19 protein-coding genes are annotated in these 21642 nt (G+C 70.5%); 6 read left to right on the plus strand and 13 right to left on the minus strand.

Annotation, left to right across the window (positions count from 1 at the left end):
* The first annotated feature begins 54 nt into the window (after positions 1-54).
* Together ASE56_RS02690 and ASE56_RS02695 are read left to right on the plus strand one after the other, a co-directional pair.
* Entirely contained in the window at positions 55-1131 is a 1077-nt protein-coding gene (locus ASE56_RS02690; protein ID WP_156371650.1) for an ABC transporter permease, read from the plus strand.
* Positions 1132-1228: 97 nt separating this feature from the next.
* Positions 1229-2386, plus strand: coding sequence for a hypothetical protein (locus ASE56_RS02695; protein ID WP_056224693.1), 1158 nt, complete (start codon positions 1229-1231; stop codon positions 2384-2386).
* A gap of 6 nt (positions 2387-2392) precedes the next feature.
* On the opposite strand, the gene ASE56_RS02700 is transcribed toward ASE56_RS02695, so the two are convergent.
* Genes ASE56_RS02700 through ASE56_RS02710 form a run of 3 tightly spaced genes read right to left on the minus strand, consistent with a single transcriptional unit; the run spans position 2393 to position 5395 of the window.
* The gene (locus tag ASE56_RS02700; protein WP_056224695.1) at positions 2393-2773 is read right to left on the minus strand and encodes a VOC family protein; all 381 of its coding nucleotides are present in this window, start codon (positions 2771-2773) and stop codon (positions 2393-2395) included.
* Positions 2774-2787: 14 nt separating this feature from the next.
* Positions 2788-3573: a hypothetical protein gene (locus tag ASE56_RS02705; RefSeq protein ID WP_056224697.1), complete on the minus strand. Its 786-nt coding sequence runs from the start codon at positions 3571-3573 to the stop codon at positions 2788-2790.
* Positions 3574-3613: 40 nt separating this feature from the next.
* The gene (locus ASE56_RS02710; RefSeq protein ID WP_235556914.1) at positions 3614-5395 is read right to left on the minus strand and encodes a glycoside hydrolase family 15 protein; all 1782 of its coding nucleotides are present in this window, start codon (positions 5393-5395) and stop codon (positions 3614-3616) included.
* Positions 5396-5508: 113 nt separating this feature from the next.
* Between ASE56_RS02710 and ASE56_RS02715 the strand changes: the two genes are divergently transcribed.
* Together ASE56_RS02715 and ASE56_RS02720 are read left to right on the plus strand one after the other, a co-directional pair.
* The gene (locus tag ASE56_RS02715; protein WP_056224701.1) at positions 5509-6870 is read left to right on the plus strand and encodes a glucose-6-phosphate dehydrogenase; all 1362 of its coding nucleotides are present in this window, start codon (positions 5509-5511) and stop codon (positions 6868-6870) included.
* Between the two features lie 159 nt (positions 6871-7029).
* Complete coding sequence (locus tag ASE56_RS02720; protein WP_056224703.1) at positions 7030-7614, plus strand: nitroreductase family protein; 585 nt, start codon at positions 7030-7032, stop codon at positions 7612-7614.
* 190 nt (positions 7615-7804) lie between these two features.
* Here ASE56_RS02720 and rraA read toward each other — a convergent pair whose 3' ends face one another.
* The 3 genes from rraA to ASE56_RS02735 form a co-directional block, all read right to left on the minus strand.
* The gene (rraA, locus tag ASE56_RS02725; protein WP_056224705.1) at positions 7805-8272 is read right to left on the minus strand and encodes a ribonuclease E activity regulator RraA; all 468 of its coding nucleotides are present in this window, start codon (positions 8270-8272) and stop codon (positions 7805-7807) included.
* Positions 8273-8344: 72 nt separating this feature from the next.
* On the minus strand, positions 8345-10543 hold the full coding sequence (locus ASE56_RS02730) for an ATP-dependent Clp protease ATP-binding subunit (RefSeq protein WP_082450290.1): 2199 nt from the start codon (positions 10541-10543) through the stop codon (positions 8345-8347).
* Between the two features lie 137 nt (positions 10544-10680).
* Complete coding sequence (locus ASE56_RS02735; RefSeq protein ID WP_056224707.1) at positions 10681-11685, minus strand: GlxA family transcriptional regulator; 1005 nt, start codon at positions 11683-11685, stop codon at positions 10681-10683.
* A gap of 86 nt (positions 11686-11771) precedes the next feature.
* Here ASE56_RS02735 and ASE56_RS02740 point away from each other — a divergent pair, with 86 nt between their 5' ends.
* Positions 11772-12077 carry a hypothetical protein gene (locus tag ASE56_RS02740; RefSeq protein ID WP_056224709.1) on the plus strand — a complete coding sequence of 102 codons (306 nt, stop codon included), beginning with the start codon at positions 11772-11774 and terminating at the stop codon, positions 12075-12077.
* Here the strand turns inward: ASE56_RS02740 and ASE56_RS02745 are convergent.
* From ASE56_RS02745 to ASE56_RS02760, 4 genes are all read right to left on the minus strand, one after another.
* Positions 12014-13282 carry a glycosyltransferase gene (locus ASE56_RS02745; protein WP_056224711.1) on the minus strand — a complete coding sequence of 423 codons (1269 nt, stop codon included), beginning with the start codon at positions 13280-13282 and terminating at the stop codon, positions 12014-12016. The genes ASE56_RS02740 and ASE56_RS02745 overlap by 64 nt on opposite strands.
* Positions 13283-13285: 3 nt before the next feature.
* Positions 13286-14467, minus strand: a complete 1182-nt coding sequence (locus ASE56_RS02750; protein WP_056228080.1) for a glycosyltransferase — start codon at positions 14465-14467, stop codon at positions 13286-13288.
* A 264-nt stretch (positions 14468-14731) separates the two neighbouring features.
* The gene (locus ASE56_RS02755) at positions 14732-16909 is read right to left on the minus strand and encodes an ABC transporter ATP-binding protein (protein ID WP_235556915.1); all 2178 of its coding nucleotides are present in this window, start codon (positions 16907-16909) and stop codon (positions 14732-14734) included.
* A complete protein-coding gene (locus ASE56_RS02760) occupies positions 16906-18633 on the minus strand; it encodes an ABC transporter ATP-binding protein (protein ID WP_056224713.1) in 1728 nt (575 codons plus the stop codon). Before ASE56_RS02760 ends, ASE56_RS02755 begins: the two co-directional genes overlap by 4 nt.
* Positions 18634-18792: 159 nt before the next feature.
* On the opposite strand from ASE56_RS02760, the gene ASE56_RS02765 reads away from it, so the two are divergent.
* Positions 18793-19386: a hypothetical protein gene (locus ASE56_RS02765; RefSeq protein ID WP_056224715.1), complete on the plus strand. Its 594-nt coding sequence runs from the start codon at positions 18793-18795 to the stop codon at positions 19384-19386.
* A gap of 115 nt (positions 19387-19501) precedes the next feature.
* On the opposite strand, the gene ASE56_RS02770 is transcribed toward ASE56_RS02765, so the two are convergent.
* The 3 genes from ASE56_RS02770 to ASE56_RS02780 all read right to left on the minus strand — a co-directional run bounded on the left by ASE56_RS02770 (position 19502) and on the right by ASE56_RS02780 (position 21638).
* Positions 19502-19939 carry a heat shock protein transcriptional repressor HspR gene (locus ASE56_RS02770; protein WP_056224717.1) on the minus strand — a complete coding sequence of 146 codons (438 nt, stop codon included), beginning with the start codon at positions 19937-19939 and terminating at the stop codon, positions 19502-19504.
* A gap of 92 nt (positions 19940-20031) precedes the next feature.
* A complete protein-coding gene (locus tag ASE56_RS02775; protein WP_056224719.1) occupies positions 20032-21012 on the minus strand; it encodes a DnaJ C-terminal domain-containing protein in 981 nt (326 codons plus the stop codon).
* A gap of 8 nt (positions 21013-21020) precedes the next feature.
* Positions 21021-21638, minus strand: a complete 618-nt coding sequence (locus ASE56_RS02780; protein ID WP_056224721.1) for a nucleotide exchange factor GrpE — start codon at positions 21636-21638, stop codon at positions 21021-21023.
* Positions 21639-21642: the final 4 nt, after the last annotated feature.

Genomic DNA, 21642 nt, shown 5'->3' on the forward strand with positions numbered 1-21642 from the left:
ATCACCCCTCCCCCCTCGTCGACCACGGCGGCACCCCACCGCGCGCCGGGAGAACTGCACAGCATCTGGCTGGTCGCCGAGCGCGAGATCGGCTCGAAGCTGCGCAGCAAGGCCTTCGTCATCTCGACCGCGATCCTCATCGTCGCCGCCCTCGCGTCGGTGCTCTGGGGCGGTTTCACCGCCTCGAACGCCAGCGCCAGCGGCATCCCGGTCGCCGTCACCTCGCAGACGCAGAGCGATGTGTCGGGTCTCGACGGCCTCGAAGTGACGGTCGCCGACAGCGACGACGCCGCGCGCGCCCTCGTGGCGGACGGGACGGTGGATGCCGCCCTGGTCTCGGGATCGTCGGAGTCGGCGTTCGACTTCACCGTCGTGGTGAAGGACAGCGTCCCCTCGATGCTCCTGCAGATGCTGAGCGACACCCCGGCGGTGGACCGCCTCGAGCCCGGGTCGAACGCCGCCGACGTGCTGCGGTACTTCATCGCGCTGGCCTTCGGCATCGTCTTCCTCATCGCGGCGACGACCTTCGGCGGGACGATCGCGCAGAGCGTGGTGGAAGAGAAGCAGACGCGCGTGGTCGAGATCCTCATCTCGGCGATCCCCGTGCGGGCCCTGCTCGCGGGCAAAGTGCTCGGCAACTCGATCCTCGCGATGGCCCAGATCGTTCTGCTCGCCGCCGTCGCGGTCGTGGGACTGGCCGTCACCGGTCAGGCCGGGGTGCTCGACGCTCTCGGCGCCCCGATCGCGTGGTTCGCGATCTTCTTCCTGTTCGGCTTCGTCCTTCTCGCGGCGCTGTTCGCCGCGGCCGCGGCGATGGTCTCGCGCCAGGAGGACATCGGGGCGACGACCACACCGATCACCATGCTGATCATGGCGCCGTACTTCCTCGTGATCTTCTTCAACGACAACCCCGTCGTGCTGACGATCATGTCGTACGTGCCGTTCTCGGCTCCGGTGGGGATGCCGCTGCGCATGTACCTCGGCGACGCGCAGTGGTGGGAGCCCGTGCTCTCGCTCCTCGTGCTGCTGGCCTCGTGCGTGCTCGCGATCGGTGTCGCCGCGCGCATCTACCGCAACTCGCTGCTGCGCATGGGGGCGCGCGTCAAGCTCGGCGAGGCTCTGCGGGGCTGACCGGTTCGGGTCCGGTCGGCGGGCGGGTGGATGCTGCGGCGTCGGCATCCACCCGCCCTTTTCGTCGTCGTGAAGAGGCATCGTTAGGCTCGATGACATGCTGCGCCTGCTCGCTTTCCTCGCGCTCGGAGCCGTCCTCGGCGGTCTCGCGGTAGCCGCCCTCGGGGATCAGGAAACGGGTTTCGGGATCTTCGGAATCGCTCTCGCGGTCTTCGTCATCTCGACCGTGCTCGTCAGCGTCGCGAAGTCCCTGTCTCCCGCGCTCCCCTCGCCGGCGGCGGTCACCGCGGCCCGCGACGCTCGCCGTCTCGGGCGCGCGCGCATCGACGGGGTCCGCCAGACCGGCACCCTCGTCAACGACCAGCCGGTGTGCGAGATCGACGTCACCGTGATCGCCCTCGACGGCGGGGCGTGGGCGACCACCCTCCGTCGGATCGTTCCCCTGATCGAACTCGCGGCCTACCAGCCGGGCCACGAGCGCGATGTCGTGATCCTGCTCGACGGCGGCCCCGAGGTCGTCTTCGCCGACGGCGAGCTCTCCCCCACCGAGCGGGAGCGACTCGTCGTGCCGGCCCGATCCTCGGTCGCGCTGCGGCCGATCGAAGCGGGAACCCGCGTCCGCAACGGACGCCGGAGCGGCCCCCTGCTCGGCGTGGGTCGTCGCGGGCGGCCGTGGCGCCTGGCCCTGTTCGCGATGGCCACGATCGTGGCCGCGACCGTGGTCCTGCTGCCCTATCGTGACGGCATCGCCCTCACGATCGCCGCGTGGCAGGACGGCCGCTGGAGCGCCGACATGCGCACCCCCGACTCCCTGCAGGCGGCGAAGCGCGCCTTGCAGGCCGAGATCGGCCACGATCAGGTGGTCTCGATCGTCGTGACCCCGGATGCCGTGATCGTGGACGCCCCGATCCGCGCCGGGGAACAGGCGACCGACGAGTGGAACTTCCGCGCGGGGCGTGTCACCCACGAGGGAGCCGCGCTGAGCCAGCCCCGCGTCGCCGAGGAGCAGTTCCCGTGGAGCGACCTCGCGCTCGACCGGGTGTGGCCCGCCCTTCAGGAGGCCTCGGACCAGAGCGGCCTTCCGATCGAAGGCGCGCCGGTGTCCATCAGGCGCACCAGCGACAGCGATATCGAAAGCCCCACGTTCACCGAGAGCGTGGGGGTTCCGGACGTCTCGTTCGGACTCAGCGACGACTACCGCAGAGCGTCCTTCACCCTCTCGGCCGACGGAAGCCGGCTCACACCGATCGGGTGAACCCGGTCACTCGTCGAGGACGGCGAGCACGTTGCCCGCCGGGTCGCGGAACCACGCGATCAGCGGACCGCCCTCGCGCATGATCCCGCGCGAGTCCGTCGGGAAGTCGGCGTCGTCGTAGATCTTCGTGTCGACGCCGCGCGAGCGCAGATCGTCGACGGCCGCCTCGACGTCGGCCACCGGGAAGTTGAGCACGGTGAACGACGCGGGCTCGTGGCGCGGCTTGCCGTAGACGAGGACGCGCCCTCCGGACCCCAGATGGAGCCTGAGGAACCCCGACCCCTCGAGCACCTCCACCCGGAGTCCGAGGGTGTCCGCGTAGAAGCGGTGAGCGGCCTCGAGGTCGTCGACCGCGAACCCCGAAAACGCGCCATCGGCACGGAACATGATGTCCTCCTTCGCTATTGCGCCACGTAGGCCGTGACGCTCGGTGACAGACGGATCGGGATGCCGGTGACGTCGGAACCGTCGGGGTCGCCGATCGCGACGGTCAGACTCTCGTCGACACCGAAGATCGCGGCTCCCTCCTGCGCTCCGCTCGCGCACCCGGCCGACCACGGACGGTTGTCGGTGGACGTGAACGTCACGATGCAGCGCCCGTCCCCGTCGTCGGGTTGGGCGAGGTAGATGCGGAAGTCGCTGACCGTGGCGATGTAGCGCGTGCTCCCGGCGTCGATCCCGCTGTCGCGCAGGATCTCGGCCGAGATGACGTCCTCGACCGTCTGCGGGAACGTCAGTTCGGGAAGGGCCGCCGCTGCGGGGTCGGGGGTCGCCGCCACGGTCGGTGCCGTGCTCGCCCCGATCGCGATGCCGATCCCGAGCACGACGAGGGCGCCGACGACGGTCGCGATGATGCGGAGGAGTCGGCGCGGCGGCGAGGCCGTGGCATCCGGGATCGTGGCGGGGGTGCGGTCCACGTCGCCGTCCGGCTCCGACGTGCCGGGCTCGGAGAGGGCGTAGGCGTCAGAGGCCGTCGAGGGGTCGGCCCGTGGGCCGACGGGGGACGAGGGCCGCGTGGGATCGAGCGCTCCGAGGGGGGCGGGTGCCGCGGCCGTGACGGGGACGGCAGAGCGACGCGCGCGTTCCTCGAGCTCGGCGAGGCGCTCGATCATGTCGGGCGCCGCCGTGGCCCCCTCGGCCCCGTACACGCGCTCGCGCAGGCGGCGCAGCTCGACGTCGTCGTCCATGCGTTGACTCTAGGCCCGGGCCGGCGCGACCGGGCCGGACTCAGTCCCCGCGGGTGGGCGCCGTGGCGTCGAGGGCATCGGCGGCACCCACCAGAGCGAGGTGCGAGAGCGCCTGCGGGGTGTTGCCGGCCTGTCGGCCGGTCGTCGGGTCGTACTCCTCGGACAGCAGGCCGAGATCGTTGGCGACGGCGGTCAGGCGCTGCATGAGAGCAAGGGCCTCGTCACGGCGCCCGCTGTGGGCGTACTGGCCGACCAGCCAGAACGAGCAGGCGAGGAAGGGGTGCTCGTCGCCGGTGAGACCGTCGACACCCGTCGTCCGGTACCGCAGCAGCCAGCCGTCGGGCATGAGCGTCTCTTCCATGCGCGCCACGGTGGCGAGCATGCGCGGGTCGTCGTAAGCGCAGAAACCCACCTGCGGCAGCACGAGCAGCGAGGCGTCGACCTCGTCGGTGTCGAAGTGCTGGGTGAACCACCCGCCGGCGTGCACGCCGCGCGCGTCGATGTCGGCCCGAACCCGGTCGCGCAGGGTGCGCCAGGTCTCGACGTCGCCATCGCGCCCGCCCTCTTCGACGGCCCGGATGCCGCGGTCGAACGCGGCCCACACCATCGCCCGCGAGTGCGTGAAGAAGTGCGGGTCGCCGCGCATCTCCCAGATGCCGAGATCGGGGCGATCGACCTCGCCGGCCAGTTGATCGAGGAGCGCACGCTGCAGGGACCACGAGAACGTCGTCTCTTCGACGCCGGCGTCACGAGCCGCCTCGAGGGCCACCATGACCTCGCCGATGACGTCGGCCTGGTACTGATCGACCGCGCCGTTGCCGATGCGCACGGGGGCCGCGCCCCCGTAGCCGGGAAGACCGGAGATCTCGCGCTCGGGCAGATCGCGCTCGCCCGCGACGCCGTACATGATCTGCACGTCCGCCGGATCGCCCGCGATCGCCCGCAGGAGCCAGTTGCGCCAGCGGTGGGCCGCGTCGAGGTACCCGTGATCGATGTACGCGCTCAGGGTGAGGGCGGCGTCGCGCAGCCAGACGTAGCGGTAGTCCCAGTTGCGCGAGCCGCCGAACGCTTCGGGGAGCGAGGTGGTCGCCGCCGCGACGATGCCGCCCGTCTCGGAGTGGGTCAGGGCGCGGAGAACCATGAGCGAGCGGGTGACGAGTGCCGCGTGCGTACCGGCCGACTGCACCCGGTCGGCCCACGCGGCCCACCATTCGCGGGTCCGCTCGAGCGCCGCCTCGACGTTGAACGGCGCCGGCGGATCCTGCCACGACGGCCCCCACGCCAGCACCGAGTCGACGCTCGCGCCCGCGACTGTCGTCCATCGGCCGCGGTGAGCGGTGTCGACGGCGATGAGGCGGGGGCCCCGGAGGGTGACGGCGTCGGGTCCGGCGACGGCCAGGATGGCGTGCTCGTCGCCGCGGCCCATCTGGCGCACCCACGGCACGGCGCGGGCGTAATCGAAGCGGAGCCGCACCTCGCTGACGAAGTCGACCTCTCCCGACACCCCGACCACGCGGCGGATGAGCGCCTCGACGCCCTCGTCGACCGGCATCGCGTCGTAGACGTCGGCGACCCCCGTCGCGGTCTCCCATCGCGTGACGAGGACGAAGGTGTCCCCGTCGTAGCGCCGGGTCGCCGTGGCCTCGGGATCGGCCGGCCGCAGCGACCACGCCCCGTGGGACTCGTCGCCGAGCAGGGCACCGAACATCGATCCGCTGTCGTACCGCGGCAGGCACAACCAGTCGACGCTCCCGGCGGAGGAGACGAGGGCGGCGGATCGGCAGTTGCTGAGGACCGCGTAGTCCTCGATCGGAGTCGTCACCCTCGGATTGTGGCAGGTGCCGCCGACATCATGGCCGAACATCGCGCTAGTGGCATCCATGCGCCCGCTGCAAGCGGCACGGCGATGTCGCAACCGAACGCTACGGTGGCCCCATGGCGGCGGACACCACCCTGATCATCCTGGGCGCTTCGGGCGACCTCACCTCTCGACTGCTCCTCCCGGCCCTCGGCCAGCTGCTCTCGCGCGAACCGAAGCGATCGGTGCGCCTGCACGGGGCGGGCATGGAGGACTGGACCGACGAGCATTGGCGCGAGGTCGTGCGCAAGGCCTTCCAGACGATGGATGCCGACTCCGCATTCGCCGCGGTTTCCGACACGACGTACTCGCAGGCCGACATCACGAAGGCCGACGATCTGCAGAAGCTTCTCGACGACGCCGAGGGCCGCCCCGCGCTGTACTTCGCGGTGCCCCCGGCCGTCACCGAGAAGGCCTGCCTCGCGCTGAGCGACGTGACCATCCCCGAGGGCACGGTCCTGGCCCTCGAGAAGCCGTTCGGCACCGACGAGGCGAGCGCGCACACGCTCAACACGCAGCTGGCGACCCTCGTGCCCGAAGACCAGGTCTTCCGCATCGACCACTTCCTCGGCCGCTCGACCGTGCTGAACCTGCTCGGAACGCGCTTCGCGAACCGCATCATCGAGAGCGTCTGGTCGGCCGACGACATCGCGTCGATCCGCATCGACTTCCCCGAGGCCCTCGGCCTCGAGGGCCGGGCGGGGTACTACGACGCCGCCGGCGCCCTTGTCGACATGATCCAGAGCCACCTGCTGCAGGTCATGGCGTTCGTCACGATGGAGCCCCCGGCATCCCTCGATCAACTCGACCTGCGCGACGCGACCTCCGCGGTCCTGCGGGCGACGCACGTCAAAGACGACGACCCCGTCACGAACTCCCGCCGCGCACGCTACACCGCGGGCGATGTGGGCGACCGCCACTTCCCCTCGTACGTCGACGAGCCGGGCGTCGACGCGTCGCGGGGCACCGAGACCCTGGCCGAGATGACCGTCGAGGTGCGCACGGCCCGCTGGCAGGGGGTTCCGATCCTGCTGCGATCGGGCAAGGCTCTCGGCGCGGGAGACCCGGCCGTCACGGTCGCGTTCAAGCCCGTGCGGCACCTCCCCGTCGGCTTCGTCGGCGAGAGCGAGCCCTCCGAGATGGTGTTCTCGCTCGGCCCCGACACGATCAGCCTCGGCCTGAACATCAACGGCGCCGACGATCCGCTCGACCTGGAGCGGGTGAACCTGTCGACCCACCTCGGCGAGGGCGCCCTCAAGGCCTACGGCGAGGTGCTCTCGGGCATCCTCGACGGAGACGCCATGCTCGCCGTCCGCGGCGACGCGGCCGAGCAGTGCTGGCGCATCGTGCAGCCCGTCATCGACGCGTGGCGCAAGAACGAGGTGCCTCTCGACGAGTACCCGGCGGGCACCGCGGGACCGTCGTCCTGGAACGACTGACCGATCCCGCGGCACGCCGCCATCACCCGGCGTCGCGGGCTGAGAGTCCGCTCCCCATCAGAGACGCATAAGTTCACACGGGAACACGTCGCCCGCCGACGGCGTTCAATGGTGCGGGTCAACGGCGTCCCGCATCAGTCCCCGTTCTCAGGAGAACCCATGTCTCTCACGCTCGACCGCACCGCCCCCACCGACGCTCCCATCCTCGACGTGCTCGCCGAGCGCTGGAGCACGCGCGTCTTCGACCCCGAGACGCCGATCGACGAAGCCGCTCTGCGCTCCGCCCTCGAGGCCGCCCGCTGGGCCCCCTCGGGCATGAACTTCCAGCCGTGGCGCTTCATCGTCGCGCGCCGCGGCACCCCCGCCCACGAAAAGGTCGTCTCGGCTCTCATGGGCTTCAACCAGGCCTGGGCACCCGACGCCGGCGCCCTGCTCGTGGTCCTCGCCGAAACCGAGACCGAAGACGGCGAAGCGCGCACCTGGGCGCTCTACGACAGCGGGCAGGCCGCCGCGCACTTCACCGTGCAGGCGCACGCCGAGGGCCTCTCGACCCACCAGATGGGCGGCTTCGTGGCCGACGACCTGCGCGCCGCCTTCGACATTGACGCGCGTTTCACCCCGGTCACCGTGATCGCCGTCGGCGCGCTCGGCGACGTCGACGCGGCCGAAGAGGGCCTGCGTCAGCGTGAGCTCGCTCCGCGCCAGCGCCGCACGGTCGAGGAGTCGCTGCTCGTCGACGACTGAGCCCCGGCATCCCGCTCGAAGAACGCCGTCTCGAGGGAGCACGCGCCATCGCGTCGTGTCTCGCTCGGGGCGGCGTTCTTCATGGGCGCCCGGCCCGACGGGCGGAGGAGGTGCCCGAGTCGCGCCGAAGCAGCTCGCGCCGACACGGCGTCACCCTCGCGTAGGACAGGCCGAGCCTCGGAAGGCGCGCTCAGCGCTCCACGAGCACCCCGTCGGCGTCCGCCCACACGTGGCGTCCCGGCGCGAAGACGATTCCCGCGATGGTCACCGTCACGTCGATCTCACCCACGCCGTCCTTCGCGCTCTTGCGGGGGTTCGAGCCGAGCGCCTTGACCCCCAGGGGCAGCTCGGCCATCGCCGCGCGGTCGCGGATCGCCCCGTTCACGATGACCCCCGCCCACCCGTTGTCGACCGCGGACGCGGCGATCAGGTCGCCCACGAGCGCCGACTCGAGCGAACCACCGCCGTCGACCACGAGCACGGCTCCGTCGCCGGGGGTCGCGAGCACTCTCTTGACCAGCGCATTGTCGCGGTGGCAGCGGACCGTGCGGATCGGCCCGTCGAAGGCGACGTGCCCGCCGAGGTCGATCATGGGGAGAGGGAGCGAGTCGAGTTCGTCGCCGCGCTCGTCGTACAGGTCGGCCGTTGCGATCGTCATGGCGCCAGGCTAACGGGGCCGGTACGCCGGAAGAGGGGATGCCGTGGTGGCATCCCCTCTTCTGACGGGGTTCTACTCGACGATCTCGGCCTCGATCACGTCGTCGTCTCCGGGTTCTTTGGTGGCGGGACCGGTGCTCACGAGCATGAGCGAGTCACCGTCGCTGGCCACGTCGACCCGCACGACGTCTCCGTCGCGCACCGAGCCGGCCAAGATCGCCATCGCGAGGCGGTTCTGGATCTCGGTCTGGATGAGACGCCGCAGCGGACGGGCGCCGTACACCGGGTCGTATCCGCGCTCGGACAGCCACGACCGGGCGTCGGGGGTGACCGCCAGGCTCAGCCGGCGCTCGCGAAGACGCTTGTGCAGCGCGTCGACGGCGAGCTCGACGATCTGCGCGAGGTCGTCCTGGCTCAGGGCCTGGAAGATCACGATGTCGTCGAGACGGTTCACGAACTCGGGCTTGAACGCCTGGCGTACGAGCGCCTGCACCTGCTCGCGCTTGGTGTCCATCGACAGGGTCGGGTCGATGAGGATGGGCGATCCGAGGTTCGAGGTGAGCACCAGGATGACGTTGGTGAAGTCCACGGTGCGGCCCTGGCCGTCGGTCAGTCGACCATCGTCCATGACCTGCAGCAGCACGTCGAAGACCTCGGGGTGCGCCTTCTCGACCTCGTCGAGCAGCACCACCGAGTAGGGCCGACGGCGCACGGCCTCGGTCAGCTGGCCGCCCTGCTCGTAGCCGATGTAGCCCGGAGGGGCACCGACCAGGCGCGAGACGGAGTGCTTCTCGCCGTACTCCGACATGTCGATGCGCACCATGGCGTGCTCGTCGTCGAAGAGGAAGTCGGCGAGCGACTTCGCGAGCTCGGTCTTGCCGACACCGGTCGGGCCGAGGAACAGGAACGATCCGACCGGTCGGTGCGGGTCGCTGATGCCCGCGCGCGAGCGACGAACGGCGTCGGACACCGCCTTCACGGCATCCCGCTGTCCGATCAGGCGCCGGCCGAGCTCGCGCTCGAGGTTGAGCAGCTTCTCGGTCTCGCCCTGCAGCAGGCGTCCCACCGGAATGCCCGTCCACGCCGCGATGACGGCCGCGATGTCTTCGTCGGTGACCTGATCGTTGACCATGCGATCGCCCGCGGGCTCTTCGCGTTCGGCGACCATGAGCTCGCGCTCCAGCGCCGGGATCTCGGCGTACAGCAGTCGCGACGCCCGCTCGAGGTTGCCCTCGCGCTGCGCGCGCTCGGCGTCGACGCGAGCGGCATCCAGCCGGGTCTTCAGGTCGCCGACGCGGTTGAGCGAGGCGCGCTCGCGCTCCCACCGCGCCTGCAGGTCGTCGAGCTTGGCCTGCTCGGCGGCGAGGGTCTCGCGGAGCGTGGCGAGGCGCTCCTTCGACGCGTCGTCCTTCTCTTTCTTCAGCGCGAGCTCTTCGAGCTTGAGGCGGTCGACGTGGCGACGCAGCTCGTCGATCTCGAGCGGAGCCGAGTCGATCTCCATGCGCAGGCGCGAGGCGGCTTCGTCGATCAGGTCGATCGCCTTGTCGGGCAGCTGACGCGCGGGGATGTAGCGGTTGGACAGGGATGCCGCGGCTACCAGCGCCGCGTCGGCGATCGCGACCTTGTGGTGCGCTTCGTAGCGCTCCTTGAGGCCGCGGAGGATCGCCACGGTGTCCTCCACCGTGGGCTCGCCGACGTACACCTGCTGGAAGCGGCGCTCGAGAGCGGCGTCCTTCTCGATGAACTCGCGGTACTCGTCGAGCGTGGTCGCACCGATCAGGCGCAGCTCGCCGCGCGCGAGCATGGGCTTGAGCATGTTCGAGGCCGCGACCGAACCCTCGCCGCCACCCGCGCCCATGAGCACGTGCAGCTCGTCGATGAACGTGATGATGCGTCCGTCGGACTCGGTGATCTCTTTGAGGACGCTCTTGAGGCGCTCCTCGAACTGCCCGCGGTACATCGCACCGGCCACCAGGGCCGAGATGTCGAGCGAGACGAGCTCTTTGTCCTTGAGGCTCTCGGCGACGTCGCCCGCGACGATGCGCTGGGCGAGGCCCTCGACGACGGCGGTCTTGCCGACGCCGGGTTCGCCGATGAGCACGGGGTTGTTCTTGGTGCGCCGGGTGAGCACCTGGCTGACGCGGCGGATCTCGCCGTCGCGCCCGATGACGGGGTCGAGCTTGCCCTGACGGGCCCGGTCGGTGAGGTTGATGCCGAACTGCTCGAGGGCGCTGCGCGCGTCCTCCTGCCCCGGCTGTTGTGTGGCGTTCATATGGTCTCCTGAAAGTCTTTTCGCAAACTTGAGTTGCGTTGACTCAAGTTTAGCATCGGGTCGCGCGGAGAGCAATGGATGCCGGGACCTCGGACTCCCCGCGGCCGGGCGGGGCGCGGCTCCGCGCGCGGCGCGGCTCAGGCCGGGACGGGCTCGGCGGTCGCCGCCTCGACGGAGCCGGATGCCGCCTCCCCCGCGCACGAGAACCGCGCCCGGTAGGCCGTCGGGGTCAGTCCCATCGTGCGGGCGAAGTTCTGTCGCAGCACCGCCGCGGACCCGAACCCGCACTCCGCCGCGATGCGGTCCAGGCCGAGGTCGGTCTCTTCGAGCAGTCGCTGGGCGTGCAGCAGACGCTGACGCGCGAGCCACGCCGCCGGCGTGGCCCCCAGGTCGGCCTTGAACCGCCGAGCGAAGGTGCGCGGCGACATGTGGGCGCGTGCGGCGAGCCGGTCGACCGAGAGCTCGGCATCCAGGTTCTGCAGCATCCACTCCGTCACCGGAGCGAGCGAGAGCGAGGTGTCGATCGGGATGGGCGACGCGATGAACTGAGCCTGCCCCCCGTCACGTTGGGGCGCGACGACCATGCGGCGGGCGATGCGGTTGGCGAGCTCGGAGCCGAGCTCTTGGCGCAGCAGGTGCAGGCAGGCGTCGAGCCCGGCCGCCGTCCCGGCACTGGTGATGATGCTGCCCGCCTGCACGTAGAGCACGTCGGGGTCGACCTCGATGCGGGGATACATGCGCGCCATGGTGTCGGCGTAGCGCCAGTGGGTCGTCGCGCGTCTTCCGTCCAGAACACCGGATGCCGCGAGCACGAACGACCCGCTGCAGACGCTCAACAGCCAGGCGCCGCGCTCGTGCGCCGCGCGGACGACCTCGATCACGCGAGGGTCGACGGCATCCCACTGCTCCCGGGGAATGGGCGCGAGCACGAGGATGTCGACATCGGCAGCCGCCTCGAGACCGTGCTCGACGTTGATCGAGAACCCGATGTTCGAGGGGACCACACCGGGGTCGGGGGCCACGATGCGGAAGTCGAAGTTGGGGATGCCGTCATCGCTGCGGTCGAGACCGAACGCCTCGCACGCGAGACCGAACTCGAACGGAGCGAACCCCGGCTGGGTGACGACGGCGACCGATCGCATGGGAACCTCCGGTGTGGCAGGAATCGGACGGATGCCGTCCATCATGCCACTCGTGGCCGGATTGCTCCAGTCGTAGCTTTTCGGTCATGGCTTACTTCATTGCTCTCGGCATCCTGGCCGTCGCCGGCATCGTCGGAACGGTGTGGCTCGTCCGCACCGACGGGTACGGCCGGATCCCCACCGACCCGCGCCGCGTCCGCCCCCGCCGGCCGGCCGCTCCGCGACCACGACGGCGGCCGGCGCGAGAGACACGCCGTTCCGAGATGCCGACACCCCGGCGCGTCGCCGAAGCCCCCGCCGTCGTTCTCGCGGCGTCGGCGAAGCCGAGTCAGCGCCCCGCGGCGACCGCGCGCGCGTACACGTCGACCATCGCCGCCGTCCGCGAGGACTGACGGAAACGTTCCGCGATCGACGGGTCGGGCACGGCCGGAGTGCCCACGACGATGTCGGCCGCCGCGCTGCGCAGCGCCTCGGCGAGGGCGGGGACCGTGGCATCCGCCACCGCCCACACCCCCGAGCCCAGTTCCGCCGCGATGTCGGGGTCGCTCACCACGGCCGGGGTTCCGAGCGAGGCCGCTTCGAACACGGTCATGCCCTGCGTCTCGAAGCCGATCGAGGTCTGCACCACCGCGTCGGCGTCGGCGAGTCGGCGGAGCGTCTCGGTGTACGGCAGCCGTCCCGCGAAGATGATGGACGCCGCGGGCGACGACCGCTCGACGAGGCGACGCGCGGCACGAAGCTGCGCCCCACCGCCGACGATCTCGACTTCGGCCTCGATGCCCGAGGCGATGACCGCTTCGAGGAACGGCAGCAGACGCTTCTCGGGACTCATGCGCCCGAGCCAGATGAAACGCGGTCGGCCCGGTCGGCGTTCCGACGCCTCGGCGCTCAGGGCGGCGTCGAGCACGTCGTCGTCGATGCCGTTCCAAATCACGTCGACGACCTCGGCGACGCCGTGCGCCTCGAGGCGGCGGGCGAAGTGGCTCGAGGGCGCCGTGACCGCCCGCGAGAGTCGGGCCAGCTGACGCAGGAACGCCCACCCGTCGGCCGGTCCGCGCGACGGACCCGTGCCTTCGCGGGCACCCCGGGGCGACGTGCCTGAATCGACTGCTCGCCCGCGAACTCCGGCGCGGGCGGCGGCACCCCCGGGCAGCACCCGTCCCGCCCAGGCGTTGAGCGCCCGCAACACGAGCCGCGGGAAGGGCGCGGTCGCCTCGATCCCCACGTCGACGCGGTTGTGCATCGTGTGCACGACGGGCAATCCGTGGCGCGCGGCGTACCGGTGGCCGATGAACGCCCCCCAGAAGTCCGCCTGCACGTGCACGACGTCGACGGGAAGACGCGCACCCATCTCGGCATCCAGGAATCGATCCGTCCGGACGCCCGGCCAGGTGAGGGCGTACTCGCGGTCGGGGGTGATCGCGATCGACGGAAGGTCGAGGTAGGCCGCGTCGCCGGCGCTCTCGCGGTGCGGGCGCGGCGCGACGACCGTGACCACGTGTCCCGCGCGCTCGAGGAAGCGTTTCTGCAAGCGCATCGACACCTGCGCGCCGCCGAGCGACTCGAGGTGCTGGTCGGCGAACATCACGACGTGCACGGGTTACTCCGGCAGCGGCCGACCGCGGTACAGCGCCTCGAAGGTGTCGAGCGTCCGGTTGATGTCGTGCACGGCGACCGCGTCGAGCGACGCCTGCTGCATGCGCGTGCGCTCCTCGGGTGCGGCCGTGAGCACATCGGTCAGGCGCGCGGCGAGCTCGTCGGCGTTGCCCGGCTCGAAGAGGTAGCCGTTCTCGCCCTCGTGGACGAGGTGCGGGAGCGCCACCGCGTTCGCCGCCACGATCGGCAGACCGGATGCCATGGCCTCCATCGTCGCGATCGACTGCAGCTCCGCGATCGAGGCGATGGCGAAGACGCTGGCCCGCGAGTAGAGCGTGCGCAGGTCTTCTTCCGACGCATGGCCGTGGAACGTCACGCGCGAGGCGACACCGAGCTGCTGCGCGAGGGTCTCGAGTTTGGCGCGCTGGTCGCCACCGCCGACGACGTCGAACGTGACGTCGAGGGCGGGGTCGAGCTGCGAGAGGGCCTTCAGCACGACGTCGATGTGCTTCTCGGTCGTCAGACGCCCCACGAACAGGATGCGGTTGGCGTCGCGCGGGGTGAGGTCGGGGCGGTAGTTCGACCGGTCGATGCCGCACGAGATCGGGATGACCCCCGAGATGTCGATCGTCGACTCGAGGAAGTCCGCGGCCTTGCGCGTGGGCGTCGTGACCGCGCGCGTCATCTTGAACGTGCGTTCGGCGTCGGCCCACGCGAGCTTCACGAAGATGCGGTCGAGGAAGTCGGGGAGCGTGGTGAAGTCGAGGATGTTCTCGGCCATCACGTGGTTGGTCGCGATGACGGGGATGCCGCGCTTGCGCGCCTCGCGGGCGAGGCCTCGGCCGATGACGATGTGCGACTGGATGTGCACGACGTCGGGCTTGATCTCGTCGAGCAGGATCCGGGCGTAGTGCTTCGAACGCCACGGCAGCACGAAGGTGAGCCAGTCGTGCGGGAGGAAGCGGTACGCCGGGAGCCGGTGCATGGTCATCGGCTGATCTTCGATGACCTCGGTCGCCGTGCCGGCGTTGCCGTGGCCCACGCTCGGGGCGGCGACGTGCACGTCGTGGCCGCGAGCGACGAGGCCGGCGGCGAGGCGCTCGGCGAAACGCGCGGCGCCGTTCACGTGGGGGAGGAAGGTGTCGGCGCCGATGAGGATCCGCAGGGGGCGATCGGGGGCCGGCACCGCTTCGAGGGCAGCCGAAGGGTCGGTCGACGCGGCGGGCTCGGACGGATCGGCGGGCGTCGCAGGAGTGGTCACGAGGGGTGAGGCCTATCTATGCGGCGGTCGGTTCGCAGAGGCAGGTGCATGCGCCCGTCCACTGTACCCGAGCGGGTTTCGGGGCTCTGGGGCGCTCCACAGGTGTCGCACTGCCCCCGTGGACCCCGACACGACGAAGCCCGCTCGGCGGGAGACCGAGCGGGCTTCGCGGCGGGCGGGCGGGCGGCGTTACGGCTGTCCGTCGAGGCGCGCGTCGGGCGCGGGCACGCCCTGCGCGGGGCGCGGCGGCCCGTCGGTGCCGGCCGCAGCGGGGACCTCGGATGCCGCGGCCGCCAGCGCCGACACCACCACGGCGTCGTCGGTGGTCGGGGTGCGCTGCGGGTCGTCGGCCGACGACGCCTCGGCCCCGGTGGCGTCGAGGTCGGCGGTCGCCTGCTCGAACTGCGAGCGGTAGAGGCGGTAGTACGCGCCCTCGGTTGCGATGAGCTCGTCGTGCGAGCCCTTCTCGACGATGTCGCCGTGCTCCATCACGAGGATGAGGTCGGCGTCGCGGATGGTCGAGAGGCGGTGCGCGATCACGAACGAGGTGCGCCCCTCGCGCAACGCCGCCATGGCCTGCTGGAGCAGCAGCTCGGTGCGCGTGTCGACCGACGACGTGGCTTCGTCGAGGATCAGCACCGAGGGGCGGGCGACGAACGCCCGCGCGATCGTGATGAGCTGCTTCTCTCCCGCCGAGACGTTGGCGGCGTCTTCGTCGAGCACGGTGTCGTACCCCTCGGGGAGGGAGTGCACGAACTGGTCGACGCGCGTGGCGACGGCGGCCTCGACGATCTCTTCGTCGGTGGCGCTCTCGCGCCCGTAGCGGATGTTGTCGCGGATGGATCCGGCGAACAGCCACGGGTCCTGCAGGACCATGCCGGTGCGGGAGCGCACGTCGTCACGACGGAGTTCGGCGATGTCCTGCCCGTCGAGCAGGATGCGCCCGCCGTCGAGTTCGTAGAACCGCATGATCAGGTTGACCAGCGTGGTCTTGCCCGCACCGGTCGGACCCACGATGGCGACCGTCTGACCGGGTTCGACGCGGAACGACAGGTCGGTGATCAGGGGGCGATCGGGCGTATACGAGAACCGCACGTTCTCGAACTCGATCACTCCCCGGCCGTCGACGTGCGCCGGGGCATCGGCCGAGTCCGGCTCCTGCTCGTCGGCGTCGAGGAGGGCGAACACGCGCTCGGCCGAGGCGGTGCCCGACTGCACGACCGCGGCCATGCCACCCAGCTGCGACAGCGGCTGGGTGAACTGCTGCGAGTACTGGATGAAGGCCTGCACGTCGCCGAGGCGGATCTGCCCGCCGGCCACCATGAGACCGCCGAGAACGGCGATGCCGACGTAGGTGAGGTTTCCGACGAACATCATGCCCGGCATGATCATGCCGGAGAGGAACTGCGCCTTGAAGCTGGCCTGGTACAGCTCTTCGTTCTCGGCCTCGAACTTCTCGCGGGCGTCCTTCTCGCGGCCGTAGACCTTGACCAGCGCGTGGCCCGAGAACGACTCCTCGACGCGGGCGTTGAGGCGGCCGACCTTCTTCCACTGCTCGCCGAAGGCCTTCTGCGACTTCGGACCGATGACGCCGAAGATCACGGCCATGAGCGGCAGCGAGACGAGGGCCACGAGAGCGAGCTGCCACGAGATGGTGAACATCATGATGAGCACGCCCACCACGGTGAGCACCGACGTCAGCGCACTCGAGAGGGACTGCTGCATCGTCTGCGTGATGTTGTCGATGTCGTTGGTGACGCGCGAGATCAGCTCTCCACGCTGCACGCGGTCGAAGTACGACAGCGGCAGGCGGTTGATCTTGGCCTCGACGTCTTCGCGCAGGCGCCACATCGTGCGAACCATGATGACGTTGATGACGTACCCCTGGATCCACGACAGCAGCGACGAGCCGACGTAGATCGCGAGCACCGTCACGATGACGACGCGCAGGGCGTCGAAGTCGACCCCGGCACCGACGGAGAAGTTGCTCATCGCTCCGACGATGTTGGCGATGTCGTTCTGCCCGGCGGCCCGCAGGGCGTCGACCACCTCGGTCTGCGAGGTGCCGGCGGGGAACTGCTGCGCGAGTCCCTTCGACACGACGCCCTCGAAGATGATGTTCGTCGCGTCTCCGAGCACGCGCGGGGCGAGCACGGCGAGGACGACGCCGATGGCGCCGAGGATCGACACGAACACGAAAGCGGCAGCGTATGGCCGGAGGAGGCCGAGCAGGCGACGGAAGCTCGGGCCGAAGTTCGACGCCTTGCCGGGCGCGACGCTGTCCCAGCTGCCGGAGTTCACCCGCGCCTGCTCGGCGAGCTCGAGCTCTGCGCGTTCTTCTTCGGTGAGGGCGTCCACGGTGCTCATGCCTCGACCCCCAGCTGCGACTCGACGATCTCGCGATAGGTGGCGCTGGTGGCCAGGAGCTCATCGTGCGTACCCAGACCCGCCATTCGGCCGTCTTCGAGCACCACGATGCGGTCGGCGCCCGTGATGGTCGACACGCGCTGGGCCACGACGATCTTGGTCACCTCGGGGAGCTCGCGCCACAGAGCTTGTCGCAATCGAGCGTCGGTACTCAGGTCGAGCGCCGAGAACGAGTCGTCGAAGACCAGCACGGCCGGCCGGTGGACGATCGCCCGCGCGATGGCGAGGCGTTGGCGCTGGCCGCCCGAGACGTTCGTTCCGCCCTGGGCGATGCGCCCCTCGAGCTTTCCGTCCATCGCTTCGACGAAGTCGCGACCCTGCGCGATCTCGAGGGCATGCCACAGCTCATCGTCGGTGGCGTCTTCGCGGCCGAACCGCAGGTTGGACGCCACCGTGCCGCTGAACAGGAACGGCCGCTGCGGCACGAGACCGATGCTCTTCCACAGCACATCGAGGTCGGCCTCGCGAACGTCGACCCCGCCGACGCGCACGGCTCCCGAGGTCACGTCGAAGAGCCGCGGCAGCAGCGAGACGAGCGTCGTCTTGCCCGCTCCCGTCGACCCCACGATCGCGACGGTCTCACCGGGACGTGCGGCGAAGCTGATTCCGGAGACGACGGGCGACTCGGCGCCCGGGTAGGCGAACGAGACGTCGTCGAACTGCACCGCGCCGGGCTCGGGCAGGCGCTCGACCGGGTTCGCCGGGCGTTCGAGCGTCGACCGGCTGTCGAGGACCTCGCCGATGCGCTCGGCCGAGACGGCGGCGCGCGGGATCATCACCGTCATGAAGCTGGCCATGAGCACGCCGCCCAGGATCTGCGCCACGTACTGGATGAAGGCGAACAGGGTGCCGATCTCGACCCCTCCGGCGTCGACCTGGATGCCACCGAACCAGATGACGCCCACCACCGTGACGTTCAGGACGAGCATCGCGAGGGGGAACAGCAGCACGAAGAGCGAACCGACCTTGCGGCCGACGACGAGGATGTCGGTGTTCGCCTCGCGGAAGCGCTCTTCTTCGATGCGCTCGCGGACGAAGGCGCGCACGACGCGCACGCCGGTGAGCTGCTCGCGCATGACGCGGTTCACGCCGTCGAGCTTGGTCTGGTAGCTGCGGAACAGCGGGACCATCCGCGCGATGATGAGCCCGGCCACGATCACCAGGACGGGCACGGCCACCGCGATGAGCCAGCTGAGCCCGACGTCTTGCTGCAGGGCCATGACGATGCCGCCGATGGCCAGCAGAGGGGCGCTGACCAGCATGGTGGCGCCCATCATCGCGAGCATCTGCACCTGCTGCACGTCGTTGGTGTTGCGGGTGATCAGCGACCCCGCGCCGAACTGCGACAGCTCGCGCTCGGAGAAGCCGCTCACGCGCTCGAACACGTCGAGGCGGATGTCGCGGCCCGCGGCCATCGCGGCCCGGGCGGCGAAGTAGGTGGCGATGATCGAGGCCACGATCTGGCCGAGCGAGATGACGAGCATGAGCCCGCCGCGCGACCAGATGAACCCGGTGTCGCCCCGGGCGACGCCGAGGTTGATGATGTCGGCGTTCAGTCGCGGCAGGTACAGCGTCGCCACCGCGGACGCGGCCTGGAAGACGAGGATGGCGACCAGCAGCCAACGATAGCGCGAGAGATAGCGGATGAGGAGTTTGCCGAGCACGAGGCCCTCCGAGAGATCGACGCGGTCGCGATGACCGCGGAGTCCAGCCTGGCACCGACCTCCGACATCGGCGACCCCTCCCCGTGTGGGAGCGTTCTCTCGTCGCGAACGCGGCTCATCGGCATCCCCCTCTCAGGAGCCGGATCGTAGGCTGAGCCCATGTCTCGACTGCAGGCCGACGCTCCCGCCGACCTCTGGGTGCCCGTGACCGGCTCCCTCGGATTCCGCGGCCGACGCCACCGCAAGGCGGCGATCGGCATGCTGCTGAGCCAGGCCAATCAGGCCGCGGGCGCTGCTCCCCGCCCGGGCGGTGGAGCCTTCGCGTGGATCCTCAGCCAGGCGGCGCCCCTGCTCATGCGCCGCGCGGGCGGGCGCGTGCTCGTGTGGGTCTGGAAGAGCGACCCCGAACTGCTCGTCGTCATGGCGCAGCTGCAGGAGGCCACACCGCAGCTGCGTACGGCGCGGGCGATGATGCCCATGGAGTACGACGACACCGAGTCGTTCCGCAATCCGCACCTCGGCGTCGGCGAGAAGCTCGCGATGCCGCTGCCGAACGATCCCACGACTCCTCCGTTCGCCACGTACACGTGGGACACCGGCTCGCACTTCGTGACCGTCACGGCGGTGTGCTCGGACCGCCAGCGTTTCGGCACGGTGATCGACGAGGTGGATGCCGTGGCGCGCACGATCCGAGTGGTCGACGACCTGCAGGTCGGCGAGGCGCCGACCGTGTTGCGGATCGACCCGGCCTGAGCCGGGAGGGGCGGCTGAGCCCGTCGAAGCCCGGCGCGCCCGCGGCATCCCGGCCCGTTTCGCCACGCCCAGGAACCTCGCACGGCGCACAGACCTCGCGCAGCGCGGGGCGGCGTCAGTCGCCGTGCATGTCGCGCGGACGCCACAGCACGATGTCGGTGGCTCGGCGCACGCGCGCTCCGTGGCGCAGCGTGACGACCGAACCGGTGGCCCCGGCCGCGAAGACGCGGGCACCGGGGCGCGACTGCCGCTCGATCGTGAGCTGACGCTCGAGGTCGTTCACGCGACGCGCGAGCTCGTGGACGCGCTCCTCGAGCGCGAGGAGGCGCGCGATGGCCGGCAGGCTCATCCCCTCGCCCGACAGGCGCGCGACCTCGCGCAACTGCTGGACGTGACGGCTCGAGTACCGCCGCGAACCGCCCTGGGTCCGCGCGGGCACGACGAGGCCGAGCCGGTCGTACTGCCGCAGGGTCTGCGGGTGCATGTTCGACAGCTCGGCGGCTGCGGCGATGGCGAAGATCGGGGCGTCTTCGTCGATCTCTCTTTCGGACACGTCTTCACCTCTTTCGTCGTGCCGGATGCGGGTGCCGGGTTCTCGGCATCCTGTCGTATCGGATGCCGAGAACCTCGGCGACGCGCGTGTGTCTATCGCGCCTTGGCCATGAGGTCGGCGCGGGGATTCTCTTTCGGCTCCAGTTCGTGGAACCGCTCGAGGGCCTCGCGCGCGGCATCGTCGAGATGCGTGGGCACCGCGACCTGGACCTCGGCGAGCAGGTCGCCGGTGCCCTTGGTGGTCGAGATCCCGCGACCCTTGACGCGCAACACGCGTCCCGAGGGGGTGCCGGGGGCCACGCGCAAGCGCACGGGGTCGCCGCCGAGCGTCGGAACCTCTATCGTCGCACCGAGAGCGGCCTCGGTGAAGGTGACCGGCACGGTGATGCGCAGGTTGAGTCCGTCGCGCGTGAAGACCGGGTGGGGGCGCACGGCGACGGTCACGACGATGTCGCCGCTCTCGCCGCCGTCGGGGGACTTGCGTCCACGCCCGCGCAGCCGGATCTTCTGCCCGTCGGACACGCCGGCGGGGATCTTCACCTTGAACGGCACGTTGTCCTCGCCCGCGAGGGTGATGGTCTCACCCTTGGCCGCGGTGACGAAGTCGAGCGTCGTGCGGGCCGAGACGTCAGCGCCCTTCTGCGGGCCGCCGAAGCCGCGGAACCCTCCCGTCGTCTGACCGAACCGGCCGGAGCCGAAGCCGCCGCCCTGCTGATCGAACATCGTGAAGAAGTCGTCGAAGCCGCCCGATGGCGCCTGCCGCCCCTGACCGAACCGGCTGAAGACGTCGTCGAAGCCACCGCCCGCTCCGGCCCCGGGAGCCGAGAAGCGCGCCCCCGAGCCCATGGCCCGGATCTGGTCGTACTCCTCGCGCTGCTCGGGGTCGTTGAGCACCGAGTAGGCCTCGCTGATCTCCTTGAACTTCGCTTCGGCCTTCGCGTCTCCCGGGTTCGAGTCGGGGTGGTACTGGCGCGCGAGCTTGCGGTACGTCTTCTTCAGATCGGCAGCGCTGACGCTCTTGTCGACACCGAGGACTTTGTAGAAGTCCTTGTCGAACCAGTCCTGACTCGCCATGGGTCCTCCTATTCGGCCGGCACGGCGACGACGACCTTGGCCGGCCGCAGTTCGACCGAACCGAGGCGGTAGCCGACCTCGACGACCTCGAGGATCGTGGTCTCGGTCACGCCGGGGGTGGGGGCCTGGAAGATCGCCTCGTGCTGCTGCGGGTCGAACACGTCGCCCACGGCGCCGTACGACACCACACCGAGGCGCTCGGCCACGGCGCGCACCTTGTCGCCGATCGCCGAGAGCGGGCTGCCCTCGACGAGGTCACCGTGCTTGGCGGCGCGGTCGAGGTCGTCCATGACGGGCAGCAGGCCCTTCACGGCCTCGCCCTTGGCGCGCTCGATCTCGCGCTCGCGCTGCTCCTCGGTGCGCCGACGGTAGTTGGCGTACTCGGCCTGCAGGCGCTTGAGGTCGATCAGCAGCGAGGCCTCCTTGTCGGAGGATGCCCCCTCTGCGGCGGCCTCGGGCGTCTGCTCGGCGCCGAGGATGTCGTCGATGGTCAGGCCATCGGCATCCGTCCCTGCGGTCTGAGGCTGGTCGCCCGACGGCGCGGGGCCGGAGGTGTTCTCCTCCGGCCCCGTCTCGTCAGGACCGGCGCCCGAGCCCGTGGGCTGTTCGTCGTCCTTGTGTGCCATGTTC

The organism is Microbacterium sp. Leaf203, assembly GCF_001421275.1.
GTDB lineage: Bacteria > Actinomycetota > Actinomycetes > Actinomycetales > Microbacteriaceae > Microbacterium > Microbacterium testaceum_A.

Bases quoted from the DNA above. Each gene is read 5' to 3' on its own strand.
- ASE56_RS02730 (WP_082450290.1), bottom strand. From the start codon at position 10,543: ATGAACGCCACACAACAGCCGGGGCAGGAGGACGCGCGCAGCGCCCTC.
- ASE56_RS02715 (WP_056224701.1), top strand. From the start codon at position 5,509: ATGGCGGCGGACACCACCCTGATCATCCTGGGCGCTTCGGGCGACCTC.
- ASE56_RS02755 (WP_235556915.1), bottom strand. From the start codon at position 16,909: ATGAGCACCGTGGACGCCCTCACCGAAGAAGAACGCGCAGAGCTCGAG.
- ASE56_RS02695 (WP_056224693.1), top strand. From the start codon at position 1,229: ATGCTGCGCCTGCTCGCTTTCCTCGCGCTCGGAGCCGTCCTCGGCGGT.
- ASE56_RS02720 (WP_056224703.1), top strand. From the start codon at position 7,030: ATGTCTCTCACGCTCGACCGCACCGCCCCCACCGACGCTCCCATCCTC.
- ASE56_RS02780 (WP_056224721.1), bottom strand. From the start codon at position 21,638: ATGGCACACAAGGACGACGAACAGCCCACGGGCTCGGGCGCCGGTCCT.
- ASE56_RS02740 (WP_056224709.1), top strand. From the start codon at position 11,772: ATGGCTTACTTCATTGCTCTCGGCATCCTGGCCGTCGCCGGCATCGTC.
- ASE56_RS02705 (WP_056224697.1), bottom strand. From the start codon at position 3,573: ATGGACGACGACGTCGAGCTGCGCCGCCTGCGCGAGCGCGTGTACGGG.
- ASE56_RS02735 (WP_056224707.1), bottom strand. From the start codon at position 11,685: ATGCGATCGGTCGCCGTCGTCACCCAGCCGGGGTTCGCTCCGTTCGAG.
- ASE56_RS02775 (WP_056224719.1), bottom strand. From the start codon at position 21,012: ATGGCGAGTCAGGACTGGTTCGACAAGGACTTCTACAAAGTCCTCGGT.
- ASE56_RS02700 (WP_056224695.1), bottom strand. From the start codon at position 2,773: ATGTTCCGTGCCGATGGCGCGTTTTCGGGGTTCGCGGTCGACGACCTC.
- ASE56_RS02765 (WP_056224715.1), top strand. From the start codon at position 18,793: ATGTCTCGACTGCAGGCCGACGCTCCCGCCGACCTCTGGGTGCCCGTG.
- rraA (WP_056224705.1), bottom strand. From the start codon at position 8,272: ATGACGATCGCAACGGCCGACCTGTACGACGAGCGCGGCGACGAACTC.